Annotated in this window: 22 protein-coding genes; 8 read left to right on the forward strand and 14 right to left on the reverse strand. The window is 64.1% G+C overall.

Annotation, left to right across the window (positions count from 1 at the left end):
* Nucleotides 1–13: 13 nt before the first annotated feature.
* The 5 genes from BM275_RS13575 to BM275_RS13595 all read left to right on the forward strand — a co-directional run bounded on the left by BM275_RS13575 (nucleotide 14) and on the right by BM275_RS13595 (nucleotide 5164).
* Nucleotides 14–2464, forward strand: coding sequence for a glycogen/starch/alpha-glucan phosphorylase (locus BM275_RS13575; RefSeq protein WP_090521751.1), 2451 nt, complete (start codon nucleotides 14–16; stop codon nucleotides 2462–2464).
* Between the two features lie 183 nt (nucleotides 2465–2647).
* Entirely contained in the window at nucleotides 2648–3658 is a 1011-nt protein-coding gene (locus tag BM275_RS13580) for a class 1 fructose-bisphosphatase (RefSeq protein WP_014821930.1), read from the forward strand.
* A gap of 3 nt (nucleotides 3659–3661) precedes the next feature.
* Complete coding sequence (locus BM275_RS13585; protein WP_090521754.1) at nucleotides 3662–4264, forward strand: DUF924 family protein; 603 nt, start codon at nucleotides 3662–3664, stop codon at nucleotides 4262–4264.
* An 81-nt stretch (nucleotides 4265–4345) separates the two neighbouring features.
* Nucleotides 4346–4600 (forward strand): outer membrane protein assembly factor BamE domain-containing protein, encoded by a 255-nt coding sequence (bamE, locus tag BM275_RS13590; protein ID WP_023447075.1) that lies wholly within the window; start codon nucleotides 4346–4348, stop codon nucleotides 4598–4600.
* 27 nt (nucleotides 4601–4627) lie between these two features.
* On the forward strand, nucleotides 4628–5164 hold the full coding sequence (locus BM275_RS13595) for a lipocalin family protein (protein WP_090521758.1): 537 nt from the start codon (nucleotides 4628–4630) through the stop codon (nucleotides 5162–5164).
* Between the two features lie 13 nt (nucleotides 5165–5177).
* Here BM275_RS13595 and BM275_RS13600 read toward each other — a convergent pair whose 3' ends face one another.
* On the reverse strand, nucleotides 5178–5603 hold the full coding sequence (locus BM275_RS13600; protein ID WP_041754610.1) for a hypothetical protein: 426 nt from the start codon (nucleotides 5601–5603) through the stop codon (nucleotides 5178–5180).
* 78 nt (nucleotides 5604–5681) lie between these two features.
* Here BM275_RS13600 and pip point away from each other — a divergent pair, with 78 nt between their 5' ends.
* Together pip and dtd are read left to right on the forward strand one after the other, a co-directional pair.
* Entirely contained in the window at nucleotides 5682–6653 is a 972-nt protein-coding gene (gene pip / locus BM275_RS13605; protein ID WP_044315793.1) for a prolyl aminopeptidase, read from the forward strand.
* Between the two features lie 15 nt (nucleotides 6654–6668).
* Entirely contained in the window at nucleotides 6669–7106 is a 438-nt protein-coding gene (dtd, locus tag BM275_RS13610) for a D-aminoacyl-tRNA deacylase (RefSeq protein WP_044315792.1), read from the forward strand.
* 10 nt (nucleotides 7107–7116) lie between these two features.
* On the opposite strand, the gene BM275_RS13615 is transcribed toward dtd, so the two are convergent.
* From BM275_RS13615 to ubiE, 10 genes are all read right to left on the reverse strand, one after another.
* Nucleotides 7117–7536, reverse strand: coding sequence for a UPF0158 family protein (locus BM275_RS13615; protein WP_014821923.1), 420 nt, complete (start codon nucleotides 7534–7536; stop codon nucleotides 7117–7119).
* A gap of 173 nt (nucleotides 7537–7709) precedes the next feature.
* Nucleotides 7710–8417: a 16S rRNA (uracil(1498)-N(3))-methyltransferase gene (locus BM275_RS13620; protein WP_090521760.1), complete on the reverse strand. Its 708-nt coding sequence runs from the start codon at nucleotides 8415–8417 to the stop codon at nucleotides 7710–7712.
* Nucleotides 8414–9217 carry a twin-arginine translocase subunit TatC gene (gene tatC / locus BM275_RS13625; RefSeq protein WP_045666244.1) on the reverse strand — a complete coding sequence of 268 codons (804 nt, stop codon included), beginning with the start codon at nucleotides 9215–9217 and terminating at the stop codon, nucleotides 8414–8416. Before tatC ends, BM275_RS13620 begins: the two co-directional genes overlap by 4 nt.
* Nucleotides 9214–9636: a Sec-independent protein translocase protein TatB gene (gene tatB, locus BM275_RS13630; RefSeq protein WP_090521762.1), complete on the reverse strand. Its 423-nt coding sequence runs from the start codon at nucleotides 9634–9636 to the stop codon at nucleotides 9214–9216. The genes tatC and tatB overlap by 4 nt, the downstream gene beginning before the upstream one ends.
* A 71-nt stretch (nucleotides 9637–9707) precedes the next feature.
* Nucleotides 9708–9941, reverse strand: coding sequence for a twin-arginine translocase TatA/TatE family subunit (gene tatA, locus BM275_RS13635; RefSeq protein ID WP_014821919.1), 234 nt, complete (start codon nucleotides 9939–9941; stop codon nucleotides 9708–9710).
* Nucleotides 9942–9961: 20 nt separating this feature from the next.
* Complete coding sequence (locus BM275_RS13640) at nucleotides 9962–10294, reverse strand: phosphoribosyl-ATP diphosphatase (protein ID WP_011911574.1); 333 nt, start codon at nucleotides 10292–10294, stop codon at nucleotides 9962–9964.
* A complete protein-coding gene (gene hisI / locus BM275_RS13645) occupies nucleotides 10287–10682 on the reverse strand; it encodes a phosphoribosyl-AMP cyclohydrolase (RefSeq protein ID WP_014821918.1) in 396 nt (131 codons plus the stop codon). The genes BM275_RS13640 and hisI overlap by 8 nt, the downstream gene beginning before the upstream one ends.
* A 49-nt stretch (nucleotides 10683–10731) precedes the next feature.
* Nucleotides 10732–12342 carry a ubiquinone biosynthesis regulatory protein kinase UbiB gene (gene ubiB / locus BM275_RS13650; RefSeq protein WP_044315788.1) on the reverse strand — a complete coding sequence of 537 codons (1611 nt, stop codon included), beginning with the start codon at nucleotides 12340–12342 and terminating at the stop codon, nucleotides 10732–10734.
* Entirely contained in the window at nucleotides 12339–12962 is a 624-nt protein-coding gene (locus tag BM275_RS13655) for a ubiquinone biosynthesis accessory factor UbiJ (protein ID WP_090521764.1), read from the reverse strand. The genes ubiB and BM275_RS13655 overlap by 4 nt, the downstream gene beginning before the upstream one ends.
* Nucleotides 12962–13732 (reverse strand): bifunctional demethylmenaquinone methyltransferase/2-methoxy-6-polyprenyl-1,4-benzoquinol methylase UbiE, encoded by a 771-nt coding sequence (gene ubiE / locus BM275_RS13660; RefSeq protein ID WP_014821916.1) that lies wholly within the window; start codon nucleotides 13730–13732, stop codon nucleotides 12962–12964. Before ubiE ends, BM275_RS13655 begins: the two co-directional genes overlap by 1 nt.
* Before the next feature lie 235 nt (nucleotides 13733–13967).
* On the opposite strand from ubiE, the gene BM275_RS13665 reads away from it, so the two are divergent.
* The gene (locus BM275_RS13665; protein WP_014821915.1) at nucleotides 13968–14243 is read left to right on the forward strand and encodes a polyhydroxyalkanoic acid system family protein; all 276 of its coding nucleotides are present in this window, start codon (nucleotides 13968–13970) and stop codon (nucleotides 14241–14243) included.
* Nucleotides 14244–14382: 139 nt separating this feature from the next.
* On the opposite strand, the gene BM275_RS13670 is transcribed toward BM275_RS13665, so the two are convergent.
* The 3 genes from BM275_RS13670 to hslV all read right to left on the reverse strand — a co-directional run bounded on the left by BM275_RS13670 (nucleotide 14383) and on the right by hslV (nucleotide 16793).
* Nucleotides 14383–14757, reverse strand: coding sequence for a gamma-butyrobetaine hydroxylase family protein (locus BM275_RS13670; protein ID WP_090521765.1), 375 nt, complete (start codon nucleotides 14755–14757; stop codon nucleotides 14383–14385).
* A 48-nt stretch (nucleotides 14758–14805) separates the two neighbouring features.
* Nucleotides 14806–16149, reverse strand: coding sequence for an ATP-dependent protease ATPase subunit HslU (gene hslU / locus BM275_RS13675; protein ID WP_023447086.1), 1344 nt, complete (start codon nucleotides 16147–16149; stop codon nucleotides 14806–14808).
* A 107-nt stretch (nucleotides 16150–16256) separates the two neighbouring features.
* A complete protein-coding gene (hslV, locus tag BM275_RS13680; protein WP_014821912.1) occupies nucleotides 16257–16793 on the reverse strand; it encodes an ATP-dependent protease subunit HslV in 537 nt (178 codons plus the stop codon).
* Nucleotides 16794–16833: the final 40 nt, after the last annotated feature.

The following is a 16833-nucleotide window of genomic DNA, read 5'->3' on the forward strand; positions in this document are numbered from 1 at the left end:
CCGAGGTCTGTCCATGACGCAGGAAACAGCCATTGCCACCGCTGAAGAAGTTGCCGCTTTCCGTGAGCGAGTGTTGCGCAAGCTCACCTACTCGGTTGGCAAGGATCCGGAGAACGCCTCCGATTACGACTGGTTCCATGCGGTAGCCTTGGCTACTCGCGACAGCACCATCGACCGCTGGATGGATTGCACGCGCGAGGCTTACACCAGCGGGCAGAAGCGGGTTTATTACCTCTCTCTGGAGTTTCTCATCGGCCGCCTGCTGGTCGACAGCCTGAGCAACCTCGGCCTGTTCGACGTGGCGCGTGAAGCGCTCGCCGGGCTCGACGTGGATATCGAACGCATCCGCCTGCTGGAGCCTGACGCGGCGCTCGGCAATGGCGGCCTCGGCCGGCTCGCGGCCTGCTTCATGGAGAGCATGGCGACCCTCGGCGTGGTCTCCCATGGTTACGGCATCCGTTATGACCACGGCCTGTTCCGCCAGGCCATCGTCGATGGCTGGCAACACGAGCAGACCGAGACCTGGCTGGATTTCGGCAACCCCTGGGAGTTCGAGCGCTCCGAGGTGAAGTATCTGATCGGCTTCGGCGGCAGCGTCACGGCGGCCACCAACGAGAAAGGCGAGGTCCAGCACTTCTGGCACTGGGCCGAAGGGGTACGGGCGATCGCCTATGACACCCCCATCGTCGGTTGGCGCGGCGCCGGGGTGAACACGCTGCGCCTCTGGCGTGCGCGGCCCGAGGCGGATTTCCATCTGGCGCGCTTCAACGCCGGTGACCATATCGGTGCAGCGGCCGAAGAGGCCCGCGCCGAAAGCATTTCACGGGTGCTCTATCCGGCCGACAGCACCGAGGCCGGGCAGGAGTTGCGCCTGCGGCAGGAGTATTTCTTCGTCGCCGCCTCGCTGCAGGACCTGCTGCGTCGCCACATCAAGCAGCGCGGTTCGCTGGACAGCCTGCCCGAGTACACCGCCATCCAGCTCAACGACACCCACCCGGCGATTGCCGTGGCCGAGCTGATGCGACTGCTGGTCGACGTCCATAGTTACGAGTGGCAGCATGCCTGGCGGCTGACGACGGCGACGCTGTCCTACACCAACCACACGCTGTTGCCCGAGGCGCTGGAAACCTGGCCGGTGGGCCTGATGGAGCGCCTGCTGCCGCGGCACATGCAGATCATCTACCTGATCAACGCCTACCATCTCGACCAGCTGCGCGAGCGCGGCGTCCACGATGCCGAGCTGCTGCGCTCGGTATCGCTGATCGAGGAAGATCACGGTCGCCGGGTGCGCATGGGCAATCTGGCCTTCCTCGGTTCGCACAGCACCAATGGCGTATCCGGGCTGCACACCCAGCTGATGCGCAAGACCGTGTTCACCGATCTGCACAGCCTTTATCCGCAGCGGATCAACAGCAAGACCAACGGTATCACCTTCCGCCGCTGGCTCTACCAGGCCAATCCGCAGCTGACTCGGTTGCTGGTGGAGCATGTCGGCGAGGAGGTGCTCGATGAGCCGGAGACGCGCCTGCGCGAGCTCGAACCCTTTGCCGAACAGGCCGCGTTCCGCCAGCGCTTCGCCGAACAGCGGCTGGCCAACAAGCGTCATCTGGCCAATGTGATCCAGGAGCGGCTGGGTATCAGCGTCGACCCGACCGCGCTATTCGACGTGCACGTCAAACGCATCCACGAGTACAAGCGCCAGTTGCTCAACCTGCTGCACACCGTCGCGTTGTACCAGGCGATTCGCTCCGATCCGGGCGGCAACTGGGTGCCGCGGGTGAAGATCTTCGCCGGCAAGGCGGCGGCGAGCTATCACCAGGCCAAGCTGATCATCAAGCTGACCAACGACATCGCCAATACCATCAATGCCGACCCCACCGTGCGCGGCCTGCTCAAGGTGGTGTTCCTGCCCAACTACAACGTCAGTCTGGCCGAGGACATCATCCCGGCGGCGGACCTGTCGGAGCAGATTTCCACCGCCGGCCTGGAGGCTTCGGGTACCAGCAACATGAAGTTCGCCCTCAACGGGGCGCTGACCATCGGCACCCTGGACGGCGCCAATGTGGAGATGAGCGAGCAGATCGGCCTTGAACACATGTTCATCTTCGGCCTCACCGCGCAGCAGGTGAATGTGCGCAAGCAGGCCAACGAGTACAACGCCGAAGCCATCATCGGCGCGTCGCCGCGGCTCAGCGAAGTGCTCTCGGCGATTCGTGGCGGTGCCTTCTCGCCGGGTGATCCGGGCCGTTACACCGGGCTGGTGGATGGCATCAGCTGGCACGACACCTTCATGGTCTGCGCCGATTTCGAGGCTTACTGGCAGGCGCAGCTGGATGTCGAGGAGTGCTGGCGTGATCCGGCACGCTGGTGGCGTTCCTCCGTGCTGAACACCGCCCGCACCGGCTGGTTCTCGTCGGACCGCACCATTCGCGAGTACGCCCGGGAGATCTGGAAAGTGCTGTGATGGCCGGCGCGCCGGAGGGTCATCCGCCGGCGCGCAGCCACAAATGGCGAGGGTTGCCGACCGTGCTGGCAATCTGGCCGCCGCTTCGCTGAACTCTGCAGGGGGCGGACCTGTCTGAGGGGAGTTAGTTTTCCTACGGCCTGCTAAACTGCGCGGGTTTATTCTTCCTCCGGAGTCATTTCCATGTCACGCGTAACCCTCAGTCGCTACCTCATCGAGCAGACTCGCAGTAACAACACGCCTGCTGATCTGCGCTTTCTCATCGAGGTCGTGGCACGAGCGTGCAAGGAAATCAGCCACGCGGTATCCAAGGGCGCCCTCGGTGGCGTACTGGGTAGCGCCGACAGCGAGAACATCCAGGGCGAAGTGCAGAAGAAGCTCGACGTGCTCTCCAACGAAATCCTGCTGGAGGCAAACGAGTGGGGCGGCCACCTGGCCGGCATGGCGTCCGAGGAAATGGACAACGCCTACCAGATTCCCGGCAAGTACCCGAAGGGTGCCTATCTGCTGGTCTTCGATCCGCTGGACGGCTCGAGCAATATCGACGTCAACGTCTCGGTCGGCACCATCTTCTCCGTGCTGCGCTGCCCGGATGCCTGTTTCAGTCAGAACGACGCACTCGGCGAGGAAGCCTTCCTGCAGCCGGGGACCAAGCAGGTTGCCGCCGGCTACGCCATCTACGGCCCGCAGACCATGTTGATTCTGACTCTCGGCCACGGCGTGATGGGCTTCACCCTGGATCGTGAGCTGGGCAGCTTCGTGCTTACCCACGAGAACCTCAGCGTTCCGCAGAGCACCGCCGAATTCGCCATCAACATGTCCAACCAGCGCCACTGGGAAGAGCCGGTGCAGCGCTATGTCGGCGAGCTGCTGGCCGGCAAGGACGGCCCGCTGGGCAAGAACTACAACATGCGCTGGATCGCCTCGATGGTGGCCGACGTGCATCGCATCCTCACCCGCGGCGGCCTGTTCATGTACCCGCGTGACAACCGCGACCCTTCCATGGCCGGCAAGCTGCGCCTGATGTACGAGGCCAACCCGATGGCGATGATCGTCGAGCAGGCCGGCGGCGCCGCCACCAACGGTACGCAGCGCATCCTGGAAATTCAGCCGGAGTCCCTGCACCAGCGCGTGCCGGTGTTCCTCGGTTCGAAGGAAGAAGTCGAGCGCGTCACCGGCTACCACCAGGGCTGACCGATGCAGGCGCCCTGGCAGGACTTGCTCCACTGGTGGTTCGGCCAGGGCACCAGCGCCAGCGAGATCGCGGCTGAAAAGCAACGACTCTGGTTTGGCTACCGCGCAGAACAGGACGACGAGGCGCGCCAGCGCTTCGGCGCACTGGTCGAACAGGCTCTGAACGGCGAGCTGCAGGACTGGGCCGAACTGCCCGAGGGCTGGCTCGCGCTGGTGCTGCTGCTCGATCAGCTGCCGCGCATGATCCATCGCAACACGCCGAAGGCTTTCGCCGGCGACGAGCGCGCCCAGCACCTGGTTCGCGATGGCCTGGCCCACGGCGGCGACATGCTGTTGGCGCCGATCCAGCGCGTGTTCATCTACCTGGTGCTGGAGCACGCGGAGAATCTGGCAACCCAGGATCTGGCCGTCGCGCAGTTCACGGCCTTGCGCGACATTGCCGACGAGGCGGAACAGCCGCTGTTCGTCGGCTTTCTCGACTATGCCGAGCGTCACCGTGAGGTGATCTCCCGCTTCGGCCGCTTCCCGCATCGCAATGCAACTCTCGGCCGCGAAGCCAGCGACGCCGAGCGACTATTTCTGGAGCAGCCGGGCTCGTCCTTCTGAGCGCGGATGCCATTTCCGGCCAAGGCTCCGCGGCACCGCTTCCGCGGGGCATTGAACCTTAGAACAAGCAAGGAGCTCGATATGCCATTGCGTACCCCATTGCTGATTGCCTGCGTCGTCCTGCTGGCTGGCTGCAGTCCGATCACCCAGGAAAACTTCGCCAAGCTCAAGCCCGGCATGGAACGGGTGGAAGTCGAGCAGTTGCTCGGCAAACCCTCCGAATGCGCCGGTGCGCTGGGGATGTCGAGCTGCACCTGGGGCGAGAAGAATCGCTTCATCAGCGTCCAGTTCGCGGGCGACAAGGTGATGATGTTTTCCGGCAAGGGGCTGAAATAACTGCTGATGTAACTCAGGAGAGATCCCATGCGTGCGAGTGTCGTTGCCCTGCTGTGCCTGATGCTGTTGAGCGGCTGCGCAGGAGGCGGGCGCGAACAGCCCCCTGAAACGGTCGGCGAGGTCGACCTTCAACGCTATCAGGGGACCTGGTACGAGCTGGCGCGCTTGCCGATGTTCTTTCAGCGCAATTGCATACGCTCCGAAGCGAATTACCAGTTGCAGGCCGATGGCAGCGTGGCGGTGACCAACCGTTGCGAAACAGAAGACGGCGACTGGCAGGAAGCCAAGGGCGAAGCGGTGCCGCAGGAAGCCGGTATTACCGATCGGCTGTGGGTGCGCTTCGACAACTGGTTCAGCCGGCTCTTTCCCGGTCTGACCAAGGGCCACTACTGGGTGCTCTATCTGGACGAGGGCTACAGCACTGCGCTGGTCGGCAGCCCGGATCGCAAGTATCTCTGGCTGCTTGCGCGGGACACCGAGGTCGACCAGGCGACCCGCGATCGCCTGCTCTCCGAGGCCGAGCGGCGCGGTCACGACACCAGCGAACTGATCTGGCGCCAGTAATCGTTTGGCCTGCTCAGTCCCATTCCAGACGCGCCAGCTGCCATTCGCCTCGGTCCTGGCGCCACTCGAGTCTGACCTGATAATGCCCCGCCTGCTGCGGCAGGAGTGATTCGGCGCCGGCGAGCGTCACCTGTGCCTCGGTATGGCCGCGATCGGGATAGGTCGGATCGACCCAGCTGCGCTGGCTGAGGGCGATTACCCGGACATTGCGATGGCGCAGGAACATCAGTGTTGCCGTGCGCCGCGCCCATTCCTGATCGTACTGCCGCTGCGCCTGGAAATCTGCGTGCAGCAGTTCCATCAGGTCGCCGACCTGCTTGTTCTCCAGGGTCGTCTGCAACTGCTCGGCGGCCTGCTGCAGCGCTGCTTCCGGGTCGTCCCGGCCGCAGCCGGCCAGAGTCATTAATAGCGCCAGTGCCGCTATTTTCCATGCTGACATGCTCAACTCCGTGAACCTCGTTATGATGCCGCTAACGTCATGGGGGCCAGCCGGCCCGCCGCAGATCAGGAGTGTGCCATGCAGACCTTGTATCCGGAGATCAAACCCTACGCCCGACACGAGCTGGCGGTGGAAGAACCGCATGTGCTCTATGTCGACGAGAGTGGGTCGCCGGATGGTCTGCCCGTATTGTTCGTCCATGGTGGTCCCGGCGGCGGCTGCGATGCCCTCAGCCGCCGCTTCTTCGATCCGACCCTGTACCGCATCATCACCTTCGATCAGCGTGGCTGCGGACGTTCGACGCCCCATGCCAGCCTGGAGAACAACACCACCGCACATCTGATCGCCGACATGCAGCGCATCCGCGAGCATCTGGGCATCGACAAGTGGGTGCTGTTTGGTGGTTCCTGGGGCTCGACGCTCTCCCTGGCCTACGCGCAGAGCTATCCCGAGCATGTGCATGCGCTGATCCTGCGAGGCATCTTCCTCTGCCGTCCGCAGGACCTCGCCTGGTTCTATCAGGAAGGCGCCAGCCGGCTCTTCCCGGACTACTGGCAGGATTTCCTCTCGCCGATTCCGCTGGAGGAACGCGACGACCTGATGCAAGCGTTCTACCGCCGTCTCACCGGCAACGACCAGATCGCCCAGATGCACGCCGCCAAGGCGTGGTCCTGCTGGGAAGGTCGCACCGCCACGCTGCGGCCGAATCACAACGTGGTCGAGCGGTTTGCCGATGCGCACCGGGCGCTGTCGATGGCGCGGATCGAATGCCACTACTTCGTCAATCAGGCCTTTCTCGAGCCGGATCAGCTCTTGCGCGACATGCCGAAGATCGCCCACCTGCCGGGCATCATCGTGCACGGCCGTTACGATGCCATCTGCCCGCTGGACAATGCCTGGGCGCTGCATCAGGCGTGGCCGAACAGCGAGTTGCAGATCATCCGCGACGCCGGGCATTCGGCGGCGGAGCTAGGTATTACCGATGCGCTGATACGGGCGACCGGTGAGATCGCCCACCGCTTGCTCGATCTGCCTCCGACAGACGCCTGACGGAGCCGCCCAGCGATGAAAGCGTTAATCCAGCGTGTCCGTCAGGCACGGGTCGAGGTAGCAGGCGAGGTGGTCGGTGCCATCGATCAGGGCTTGCTGGTGCTGGTGGGCGTCGAGCGCGAGGACGATCATGCCCGTGCCGACAAGCTGTTGCACAAGCTGCTCAACTACCGCGTCTTCAGCGACGAGCAGGGCAAGATGAATCGCTCGCTGAAGGATATCGATGGTGGTCTGCTGCTGGTATCGCAGTTCACCCTGGCGGCCGATACCCGCAGCGGGCTGCGGCCGAGTTTCTCCAGCGCCGCGCCACCAGTGCACGGCGAAGCGCTCTACGACTACCTGCTGGCCCAGGCGCGCCAGCAGCATCCACAGGTGGCCTGCGGGCGTTTCGGCGCCGAGATGCAGGTGCATCTGGTCAACGACGGTCCGGTGACCTTTCTCCTCGAAAGCTGACGCGCGTGAATCAGTGCCGGACCGGTTCCAGGTCGTTCTCGCGCAGCCAGGTGATCGCGTACTCGCGCAGCTGCACGGTCTGGTAGTCCAGCCAGGCCTCTCTCACCGCAGGGAAATCCTCCAGTTTGAAGTCGAAGGTGCGCAGCGGCTTGCGGCCGTTCAGCGCACTGCTCAGCACCGCGTGGGCGATCGGGTCGTGTTGGGTGAAGAGGAAGGCCTCACGCATCGCCATGGATTGCGCGAGCTCCAGCGGTTCGATGTGCAGATAGCGATCCTGCTGTACGTCGTATTTCTCCATGACGCCGGGGGCTGGCTCGCTGGGAAAAACGGCGCGGATGGCACCGCTTTCCAGGTCCAGGTAGTACTCGGCGCTGTCGCGTCCATCCAGAGCGTACTCCAGACGGTGCATGTCGATGGTCAATGGTCGCATGGCAAGAACGGCTCTTTTAGGGATTCGTTGGAGTGTCGAGGCCGCAGCGCAGACGCACTGAAGCGTGAGCAGTCCTAATCTGTGACTCCCTTGCACCGGGTGGGTGCGTTACGTTCATCGGGGCGCATCAGTCAGGCGGCGAATGGTGACAGTGGTGAGTCAGCCGTTCAGGCTCAGAACAGTCGGGCCAGCAGCGCGCTGACCGCCGTTTCCACGCGCAGGATGCGCTCTCCCAACTGAACCGGTCGCAGGCCGGCGGCAGCCAGTTTGTCTACCTCGTAGGGGATCCAGCCACCTTCCGGGCCGATCGCCAGGGTGACAGGCTGCGTTACGGCACGGGGGCAATGGGGAAAATCGCCGGGATGGCCGACCAGCCCCAGGGTGTCTGCGGCAAGCTGAGGCAGGTGATCCTCGACGAAGGGCTTGAAGCGCTTCTCGATAATGACCTCCGGCAGGACGGTGTCACGCGCCTGTTCCAGGCCGAGGATCAGCTGCTCGTGGATGGCGGCGGGCTCGAGGAATGGCGTTTGCCAGAAGCTTTTCTCGACGCGATAGCTGTTGAGCAATACCAGCCGCGGAACGCCCATGGCGGCCACGGTCTGCAGCACGCGGCGCAGCATCTTAGGTCGTGGAAGCGCCAGTAGCAGGGTCACCGGCAGCTTCGCCGGCGGTGGTTGGTCGAAGCTGACCTGCAGCTCTACCTCGTGGGCATCCAGGCGCAGGAGCTGTCCGCTGCCCATGTTGCCGCCCACGCGGCCAACTCTGAGCTGCTCGCCCGCCTCGGCGCGATGGACCTGTTGCAGGTGAGTCAGGCGCCGGTCACGCAGCAATACACGGTCATCGGCGATGAAATCGGCCGTGTCGAGCAGCAGCAGGTTCACGGACGCGGCGCGGGGGGCTGGTCGCTGGCTTCTGCAGGGTCTTCCTCGGCATCGCCACGGAACTGCGCTTCACGCGTCTTGATCATGCTGCCGCAGATCACCCCGGCTTCGAACAACAGCCACATAGGTATCGCCAGCAAAGACTGAGAGAACACGTCCGGTGGCGTCAGCACCATGCCGACGGCAAAGCAGCCGACGACCACATAGGGTCGGCTCTTGCGCAGGGTGGCGACGTCGACGATGCCCACCCAGATCAGCAGAAAAGTCGCCACTGGAATCTCGAACGCCACGCCGAAGGCGAAGAACAGCGTGAGCACGAAGTCCAGGTACTGGCCGATGTCCGTCATCATCGCCACGCCTTCCGGCGTCACGCTGGCGAAGAAGCCGAACATGATCGGGAACACGACGAAATAGGCGAAGGCCATGCCGGCGTAGAACAGGAAAATGCTCGACACCAGCAGCGGCACGGCGATGCGTTTTTCGTGCTTGTACAGGCCTGGGGCGATGAAGCCCCATATCTGGTACAGGATGATCGGCATCGACAGGAACAGCGCGACCATCAAGGTCAGCTTGAACGGTGTCAGGAAGGGCGAGGCGACGCCGGTGGCGATCATCGTCGCGCCTTCCGGCAGATAGGCGCGCAGCGGTGCGGCGACTAGTGCGTAGATCTGCTGGGAGAAGTAGAACAGCCCGCCGAACAACAGGCCGATGGCCACGACGCAGCGCAGCAGGCGCTTGCGAAGTTCGGTCAGATGAGCGATCAGGGGCATTTCCTGATCATCGATGGAAGGCTGGCTCATGGTTCTGGCGATCTGTCGGGGCGAGGGGTAGGTGCAGGTTCAGCAACAGGTGCAGCTGGCGGCACTTCCGGGCTGGGACTGGGCGTAACGGCGGCGCCGGTACTGTCCGCAGTTTCGCTCGCCGTGATTTCGGTCGGCGGTGGCGTGGTGGTGCTCGAGCTGGTGGACGAAGTCGGTGGCATGATGCTTTGCTTCATTTCCCGCTCCAGGTCGAGGATGCGCTCGTTATGCAGCTGCCGACGGATCTCGTCGGCACCGATCTCGCGCTCCACCTCGGCCTTGATGTTGCTGAAGCTGCGTTTCAGCCGGCCAACCCACAGTCCCGTAGTGCGAACCGCACCGGGCAGGCGTTCCGGCCCGAGCACCATCAATGCCACCAGGCCGACCAGTAGCAGTTCGGTGAAACCGATATCGAACATCAGGACGTGCTCACATCAATAGGGAGAGCGGCCGGGCAGCGAAGGTCGCCGCTCGGCCGCATGGAACGTTATCACTGGTCTTTCTTGGTCGGTTCTTCGACCTTGCGCGCCTGCGCGTCAATGGTCTGGTTCTGCTTGTCTTCGACGCCGGGCTTTTCCTCGTCGGTGCCCATGGATTTGCGGAAGCCCTTGATCGCATCACCGAGGTCGGAGCCCAGGCCCTTGAGGCGCTTGGTGCCGAACAACATGATGACGATGAGCAGAATGATCAGGAGTTGCCAGATGCTGATGCCGCCAAAACCCATGGTGATATCTCCGATGTGAATCAGGTTTGCGGACGCGCGGCTTTTTCCGCGTGTCCGGAGAGACCGAAGCGTCGATCCAGTTCATCCAGCACGGCCTGCGGGTGCTGGCCGAGCGCGGCGAGCATGACCAGGCTGTGGAACCAGAGGTCAGCGGTTTCGTAGATCAGGTCGCTGGAGTCGCCACTGACGGCGGCGTCCTTGGCGGCGAGAATGGTTTCCACCGATTCCTCGCCGACCTTCTCGAGAATCTTGTTCAGGCCCTTGTGGTACAGGCTGGCAACGTAGGAGCTGTCCGGCGCCGCGCCTTTGCGGGCTTCCAGCACCTCGGCCAGACGGGTCAGGGTGTCACTCATGCTTGTGCTCCGCATAGATGGCGTGCGGGTCCTTGAGGACCGGCTCGACGACCTTCCAGGCGCCGTTTTCGAAAACGCGGTAGAAGCAGCTTTCCCGGCCGGTGTGACAGGCGATGCCGCCGATCTGCTCGACCATCAGGATGATCACGTCGGCGTCACAGTCCAGGCGCAGCTCGTGCAGCTGCTGCACATGTCCGGACTCCTCGCCCTTGCGCCACAGCCGGTTGCGCGAACGCGACCAGTAGATGGCGCGGTTTTCCTGCGCAGTCAGCGTCAGGGCTTCGCGATTCATCCAGGCCATCATCAGCACGCGGCCGGTCTTGTGGTCCTGGGCGATCGCCGGCACCAGACCGTCGGCGTTCCAGTTGATTTCGTCCAGCCAGTTCATCGGATTCTCCGCTCAATGGGCCAAGTGTGCCAGCCTGCACCAGGGATGGCTATCGGCGCACCACGATGAAGATGCCGGCTACCAGCATCACCCACGCCGGCCAGGCGGTTACGGCGGTCAGGCTGTCGGCGCTGGCCGCCAGGGTCGCGCCGCTGCCGAGCAGTACGGCGCCGATCAGACGCAGCGGCCAGCCGTGGTGGCGCTCGCGCCAGGGCGGCGGTGGGTTGTTCGCGTGAGGGTGCGCCATGCGCTCGAGCAGCTCGCGGGTCATGTTGGCCAGGTGTGGCAGTTGTTCAATCTGCGCGTGCACGTTCTTGATCAGCTGCTTGGGGCTCATGCGCTCGCGCATCCAGCGCTCGAGGTACGGCTGGCCGGTGCTCCAGAGGTCGAGATCCGGGTACAGCTCACGGCCGAGACCTTCGATGTTGAGCAGGGTCTTCTGCAGCAATACCAGCTGTGGCTGCACTTCCATGTTGAAGCGCCGCGCCACCTGGAACAGGCGCACCAGCAGCTGGCCGAAGGAGATGTCCTTCAGCGGCTTCTCGAAGATCGGCTCGCAGACGGTGCGGATCGCGGCCTCGAATTCGTTGACCTTGGTTTCCGCCGGCACCCAGCCCGAATCGATGTGCAGCTGCGCGACCTTGCGGTAGTCGCGCTTGAAGAAGGCCATCAGGTTGCGCGCCAGATAATCCTGGTCCTCGGGCGTCAGGCTGCCGACGATGCCGAAGTCCACCGCGATGTACTGCGGGCTCCAGGGCTGGTGGGTGCTGACGAAGATGTTGCCGGGGTGCATGTCGGCGTGGAAGAAGCTGTCGCGGAACACCTGGGTGAAGAAAATCTCCACCCCGCGCTCGGCCAGCTGGCGCATGTCGGTGTTCTGTCGCGCCAGCCCAGCCATGTCGGTCACCGGGACGCCGTAGATGCGTTCCATCACCAGCACCTGCGGGCGGCAGTAGTCCCAGTACACCTGCGGCACGTAAAGCAGCGCCGAGCCCTCGAAGTTGCGCTTGAGCTGGCTGGCGTTGGCCGCTTCGCGCAGCAGGTCGAGCTCGTCGTAGATGGTCTTGGCGTAGTCGTCGACCACTTCCACCAGGTGCAGGCGGCGCGCGTCGATGGAAATGCGCTCGGCGCTGTTGGCCAGCATGAACAGCCAGGCCAGATCCTGGCTGATGATTGGCCGGAGGTTCGGGCGCACTACCTTGACCACCACTTCCTCGCCGGAACGCAGCTTGGCCGCGTGCACCTGCGCCACCGACGCGGAGGCCAGCGGTTTGCTGTCGAAACGGGCGAAGATTTCCCCTACCGGAGCGCCCAGCTGGCGCTCGATGAGTGCCGTGGCGACGGCTGAATCGAAGGGCGGCACGCGGTCCTGCAGCATCGCCAGCTCTTCGGCGATATCCGGCGGCAGCAGGTCACGGCGGGTGGAGAGGATCTGCCCGAACTTGATGAAGATCGGCCCCAGGCCCTCCAGTGCCAGACGCAGGCGTGCGCCGCGCGACAGCTCGCTGTGGCGTCGCGGAATCCAGCGCCAGGGCAGCAGGTAGCTGGTGGCGCGCAGCCACCAGGGCATCGGCAGGTCGAGGATGATGTCATCGAGGCGGTAGCGGATCACCACCAGCAGGATGCGAAACAGGCGGCGTGCGGCGGCGAACAGCTTCATTCGGGGCGATCTGGATTCAGGTTGAGGGCGAGGCGCTCGATGCGGGCTTCGAGTCGGTCGAGGGCAAGTTTCATGTCATCCAGCTCGTCGAAACGCGCCTGGGCTTCGGCCTGGCCGACCAGCATCCGCGCTTCCTCGCTGAGGTAGTCGGCCAGGTCCTGACGCAGCGAGTCGGCGCTGTCGCGCACCCAGTCCACTGGGCTGCGCAGGCTGGAGCCGAGCAGCTGTGCGCCGACCGGGCCGAGCCAGCGGGAAATTTCGTATTCCCAGTCCAGCTCCAGATCCTGCAGCACCTCAGCGAGGTTCATCAGCAGCCCACTGTCGCCGTCGATCTCGACCTCGGGGCCATGCAGCACTGCGGTCTTGTTGCGGCTGACGGCCAGGCGCAAGAGGCTGCTCGCAGGCGCGCGCAGGCGGCAATCGGCATCCGCGCCCCAGTTGCTGGCCAGGCGCAGGCCTTCGTCGTCGGCAAGGATGAACAGCCGCCAGGCCGGCGCCGTGCAGTCGATCTCGATGATCCGGCCGCTCAGGCGTGCCAGTCGTGGCAATGCCGTGGGGTCCAGGCGCAGGACGCGATTGATGCCACGCTCGGCACCGGCCAGCAGGGCAGCGCGCAACATCAGGGTTTGATGCCGCGGTGCAAGGCGACGATGCCGCCGGTCATGTTGTGATAGCTGACGCGCTCGAAACCGGCGGTCTCCATCATGCCTTTGAGCGTTTCCTGATCCGGGTGCATGCGGATCGACTCGGCCAGGTACCGATAGCTCTCGGCGTCGTTGGTGATCAGCTTGCCCATCATCGGCAGCAGGCTGAACGAGTAGGCGTCGTAGGCCTTGGAAAACAGCTGGTTGGTCGGCTTGGAGAATTCCAGTACCAGTAGGCGGCCGCCCGGCTTGAGCACGCGCAGCATCGACGCGATTGCGTCTTCCTTGTGCGTCACGTTGCGCAGGCCGAAGGCGATGGTGACCACGTCGAAGTGATTGTCCGGGAAGGGCAGCTTCTCGGCATCGGCCTGAACGAACCTGACGTTGCCGGCCACGCCCTTGTCCAGCAGCTTGTCGCGGCCGACCTTGAGCATCGAAGCATTGATGTCAGCCAGCACCACCTCGCCGGTGGGGCCGACGATGCGCGAGAACTGGCGGGTCAGGTCACCGGTGCCGCCGGCGATGTCCAGGATGCGATTGCCGTGGCGGGCGCCGGACAGCTCGATGGTGAAGCGCTTCCACAGGCGATGCACACCACCGGACATCAGGTCGTTCATCAGGTCGTACTTGGCGGCCACGGAGTGGAACACCTCGGCCACCTTCTGCGCCTTCTGGCTTTCCGGCACGTTCTTGTAGCCGAAATGGGTGGTCGGTTCTGCGTCATGCGCTTTGCGAGGGTCGGTCATGTCACTTTCGCCGGAAAGAATGTGCCCGGCATTCTAAACCTAAATAGGCGGCTGATAAGCGTCGAGCTGGCGGTCGCGGGCAAAAGGGCTAGCGGCGACCTGTCGCAGGATGGCGCTGGCGGGGACAGGCCTGGGGGACAGAGGGTTCACTGGCATGAGCAGGCGGGGCGGCCAGGCGATCGACGGCGCCGCTTTGCTATAGTGCGCGCCTTTTCGGGCGCAGCCAGGAGTCCTCATGGCCCAGATCATCGTCGAACGTACCCACAATCTTGGCCGCGAGGCCGCACGCGAGAAGGCCGACGAACTGGCTGCACGCCTGGCTCGCGAGTTCGGTGTGAGCTGTCAGTGGCAGGGCGATGTGCTGGCAGTCAAGCGCAGCGGCGCGGATGGGCGTATCGAAGTCTACGAGGACAGCGTGAAGGTCCTGCTCAACCTCGGCCTGCTGCTCTCGGCCATGGGCAGCAGCATTCAGGGTCAGATCGAGCGGGCGCTGGACAAGGCGCTGGCCTAAGCTGGCGGTCAGCCTGGCGGGCGCCTCGATAAGGTGCCGGGCGTAGGGCGGATGTCGCTTTTTACATCCACCGCGACTCCAATCGGTGGGCCGCCACCCGGTGGATCGGTGAAGCGTGATCCACCCTACGGCTTCGCCCTCACAACATCAGCTTGACCACCGACTCATCCGGATCGCGCGACTTGCCGGCGGCCGCCAGTGCCGCGAGATAGTCCTCCCACAACGCCTGCTGATTCAGCGCCAGGCGCTCCAGGTAATCCCAGGTGAACAGGCCGCTGTCATGGCCGTCGCTGAAGGTCAGTTTCAGCGCGTACTGGCCGGCCGGTTCGATCTGCTCCAGGCCTACGTTCAGCTTGCCGGTCTGCAGCACCGGATTACCGTGGCCCTGCACCTCGGCCGAGGGTGAATGCACGCGCAGGAATTCGGCGGACAGCACATGGCGCTCGTCGCTGCCATATTCCAGCTCCAGGGTTTTCGACGCCTTGTGCAGCTTGATTGCGGTGGGGATGCGCATGCAACGCTCCGGAAGAACCGGCCGTGGCGATTGCCACGGCCGCGACGGTTAGAGGATGTAGCGCGACAGGTCTTCGTCCTGCGCCAGCTCGCCGAGATGCTCGTTGACGTAGGCAGCGTCGATGCGGATCGCCTCGCCGTCCTGTTTGGCGGCGATATCGGCAGCGCTGAAGGAAACCTCCTCCAGCAGGCGCTCGAGCAGCGTGTGCAGGCGACGCGCACCGATGTTCTCGGTCTTTTCGTTGACCTGCCAGGCGATCTCGGCGATGCGTTTGATGCCATCTTCGAGGAATTCGACGTGCAGGCCTTCGGTCTTCAGCAGCTCGCGGTACTGCTCGGTGAGCGCCGCGTGCGGCTCGGTGAGGATGCGCTCGAAGTCTTCCGGTGACAGCGCCTTGAGCTCGACACGGATCGGCAGGCGACCCTGCAGTTCCGGCACCAGGTCGCTGGGCTTGGACAGGTGGAAGGCGCCGGAGGCGATGAAGAGGATGTGGTCGGTCTTGACCATGCCGAGTTTTGTGTTGACCGTGCAGCCTTCGATCAGCGGCAGCAGGTCGCGCTGCACGCCCTCGCGGGAGACATCGGCGCCGCTGGTGTTGCCACGCTTGGCGACCTTGTCGATCTCGTCGATGAAGACGATGCCGTGCTGCTCGACCGCTTCCAGGGCGCGGGCCTTGAGGTCTTCTTCGTTGACCAGGCGCGCGGCTTCTTCGTCGCGGATCAGCTTGAAGGCTTCCTTGATCTTCAGCTTGCGGCTCTTCTTCTTGCCCTTGCCCATGTTGGCGAAGAGGTTCTGCAGCTGGTTGGTCATCTCCTCCATGCCTGGCGGTGCCATGATTTCCACGCCGGCCGGGCTTTCGGCGACCTCGATGTCGATTTCCTTGTCATCCAGCTGGCCTTCGCGCAGGCGCTTGCGGAACAGCTGGCGGGTGTTGGAATCGCTCGCCTGCATGGGCTCCTCGGAGAAGCCCACCGGACGTGCCGGCGGCAGCAGGGCGTCGAGAATGCGTTCCTCGGCGGCGTCCTCGGCGCGGTGGCGCATCTTGTGCACCTCCTGCTCACGCAGCATTTTCAGCGCGGCATCCGCCAGGTCGCGAATGATCGATTCGACGTCACGGCCGACATAGCCGACCTCGGTGAACTTGGTCGCTTCCACTTTCAGGAAGGGCGCATTGGCGAGCTTGGCCAGGCGGCGGGCGATCTCGGTCTTGCCGACGCCGGTCGGGCCGATCATCAGGATGTTCTTCGGGGTGACTTCCTGGCGCAGCTCGGCCGGCAGCTGCATGCGCCGCCAGCGGTTGCGCAGGGCGATGGCCACGGCGCGCTTGGCGTCGTCCTGGCCGATGATGTGGCGGTTGAGTTCGTGGACGATCTCGCGGGGCGTCATGGACATTTTTTCGATACTCCGGGAGCTGGGCAGGGAACGAGCAGGCAGCTTGAAAAACCTAGGCGAGGCGGGCATCGCAGTATTGCCAACGCAGCTGGTTTCTCATCGGCCTGTCAGATCGCGCTGTCCAGCTCCTCTATGGTCAGGTTCTGATTGGTGAACACGCAGATGCTGCCGGCGATGTTCAGGGCCGTTTCGGCGATTTCCTGGGCCGACATGTCGGCGCCGGCCTTGAGCAGCAGCGCCTTGGCCGCGGCCTGGGCGAAACCGCCGCCCGAACCCATGGCGATCAGGTCGTCTTCCGGCTGCACCACGTCGCCGTTGCCGGTGATGATCAGCGAGGCGTCCTTGTTGGCCACCGCCAGCATGGCCTCCAGGCGGCTCAGCGAACGGTCGGTACGCCAGTCCTTGGCCAGCTCGACGGCGGCGCGGACCAGGTGACCCTGATGTTTCTCCAGCTGCCCTTCGAAGCGTTCGAAGAGGGTGAAGGCGTCGGCGGTGGCGCCAGCGAAGCCCGCCAGAACCTGGCCGTGATAGAGGCGGCGGACCTTCTTGGCGTTGCCTTTCATGACGGTGTTGCCCAGGGAAACCTGGCCGTCGCCGCCCATGACGACTTTGCCGTTGCGGCGCACTGAAACGATGGTGGTCAAAGGAAAATCTCCACACTGCGGGGCGATGAATGCCCGAATG

The organism is Stutzerimonas kunmingensis (assembly GCF_900114065.1).
Lineage (GTDB): Bacteria > Pseudomonadota > Gammaproteobacteria > Pseudomonadales > Pseudomonadaceae > Stutzerimonas > Stutzerimonas kunmingensis.

Excerpts from the sequence above, each read along its gene's own strand:
- BM275_RS13575 (WP_090521751.1), top strand. The coding sequence starts at position 14 with ATGACGCAGGAAACAGCCATTGCCACCGCTGAAGAAGTTGCCGCTTTC.
- BM275_RS13580 (WP_014821930.1), top strand. The coding sequence starts at position 2,648 with ATGTCACGCGTAACCCTCAGTCGCTACCTCATCGAGCAGACTCGCAGT.
- BM275_RS13585 (WP_090521754.1), top strand. The coding sequence starts at position 3,662 with ATGCAGGCGCCCTGGCAGGACTTGCTCCACTGGTGGTTCGGCCAGGGC.
- bamE (WP_023447075.1), top strand. The coding sequence starts at position 4,346 with ATGCCATTGCGTACCCCATTGCTGATTGCCTGCGTCGTCCTGCTGGCT.
- BM275_RS13595 (WP_090521758.1), top strand. The coding sequence starts at position 4,628 with ATGCGTGCGAGTGTCGTTGCCCTGCTGTGCCTGATGCTGTTGAGCGGC.
- BM275_RS13600 (WP_041754610.1), bottom strand. The coding sequence starts at position 5,603 with ATGTCAGCATGGAAAATAGCGGCACTGGCGCTATTAATGACTCTGGCC.
- pip (WP_044315793.1), top strand. The coding sequence starts at position 5,682 with ATGCAGACCTTGTATCCGGAGATCAAACCCTACGCCCGACACGAGCTG.
- dtd (WP_044315792.1), top strand. The coding sequence starts at position 6,669 with ATGAAAGCGTTAATCCAGCGTGTCCGTCAGGCACGGGTCGAGGTAGCA.
- BM275_RS13615 (WP_014821923.1), bottom strand. The coding sequence starts at position 7,536 with ATGCGACCATTGACCATCGACATGCACCGTCTGGAGTACGCTCTGGAT.
- tatC (WP_045666244.1), bottom strand. The coding sequence starts at position 9,217 with ATGAGCCAGCCTTCCATCGATGATCAGGAAATGCCCCTGATCGCTCAT.
- tatB (WP_090521762.1), bottom strand. The coding sequence starts at position 9,636 with ATGTTCGATATCGGTTTCACCGAACTGCTACTGGTCGGCCTGGTGGCA.
- tatA (WP_014821919.1), bottom strand. The coding sequence starts at position 9,941 with ATGGGTTTTGGCGGCATCAGCATCTGGCAACTCCTGATCATTCTGCTC.
- BM275_RS13640 (WP_011911574.1), bottom strand. The coding sequence starts at position 10,294 with ATGAGTGACACCCTGACCCGTCTGGCCGAGGTGCTGGAAGCCCGCAAA.
- hisI (WP_014821918.1), bottom strand. The coding sequence starts at position 10,682 with ATGAACTGGCTGGACGAAATCAACTGGAACGCCGACGGTCTGGTGCCG.
- ubiB (WP_044315788.1), bottom strand. The coding sequence starts at position 12,342 with ATGAAGCTGTTCGCCGCCGCACGCCGCCTGTTTCGCATCCTGCTGGTG.
- BM275_RS13655 (WP_090521764.1), bottom strand. The coding sequence starts at position 12,962 with ATGTTGCGCGCTGCCCTGCTGGCCGGTGCCGAGCGTGGCATCAATCGC.
- ubiE (WP_014821916.1), bottom strand. The coding sequence starts at position 13,732 with ATGACCGACCCTCGCAAAGCGCATGACGCAGAACCGACCACCCATTTC.
- BM275_RS13665 (WP_014821915.1), top strand. The coding sequence starts at position 13,968 with ATGGCCCAGATCATCGTCGAACGTACCCACAATCTTGGCCGCGAGGCC.
- BM275_RS13670 (WP_090521765.1), bottom strand. The coding sequence starts at position 14,757 with ATGCGCATCCCCACCGCAATCAAGCTGCACAAGGCGTCGAAAACCCTG.
- hslU (WP_023447086.1), bottom strand. The coding sequence starts at position 16,149 with ATGTCCATGACGCCCCGCGAGATCGTCCACGAACTCAACCGCCACATC.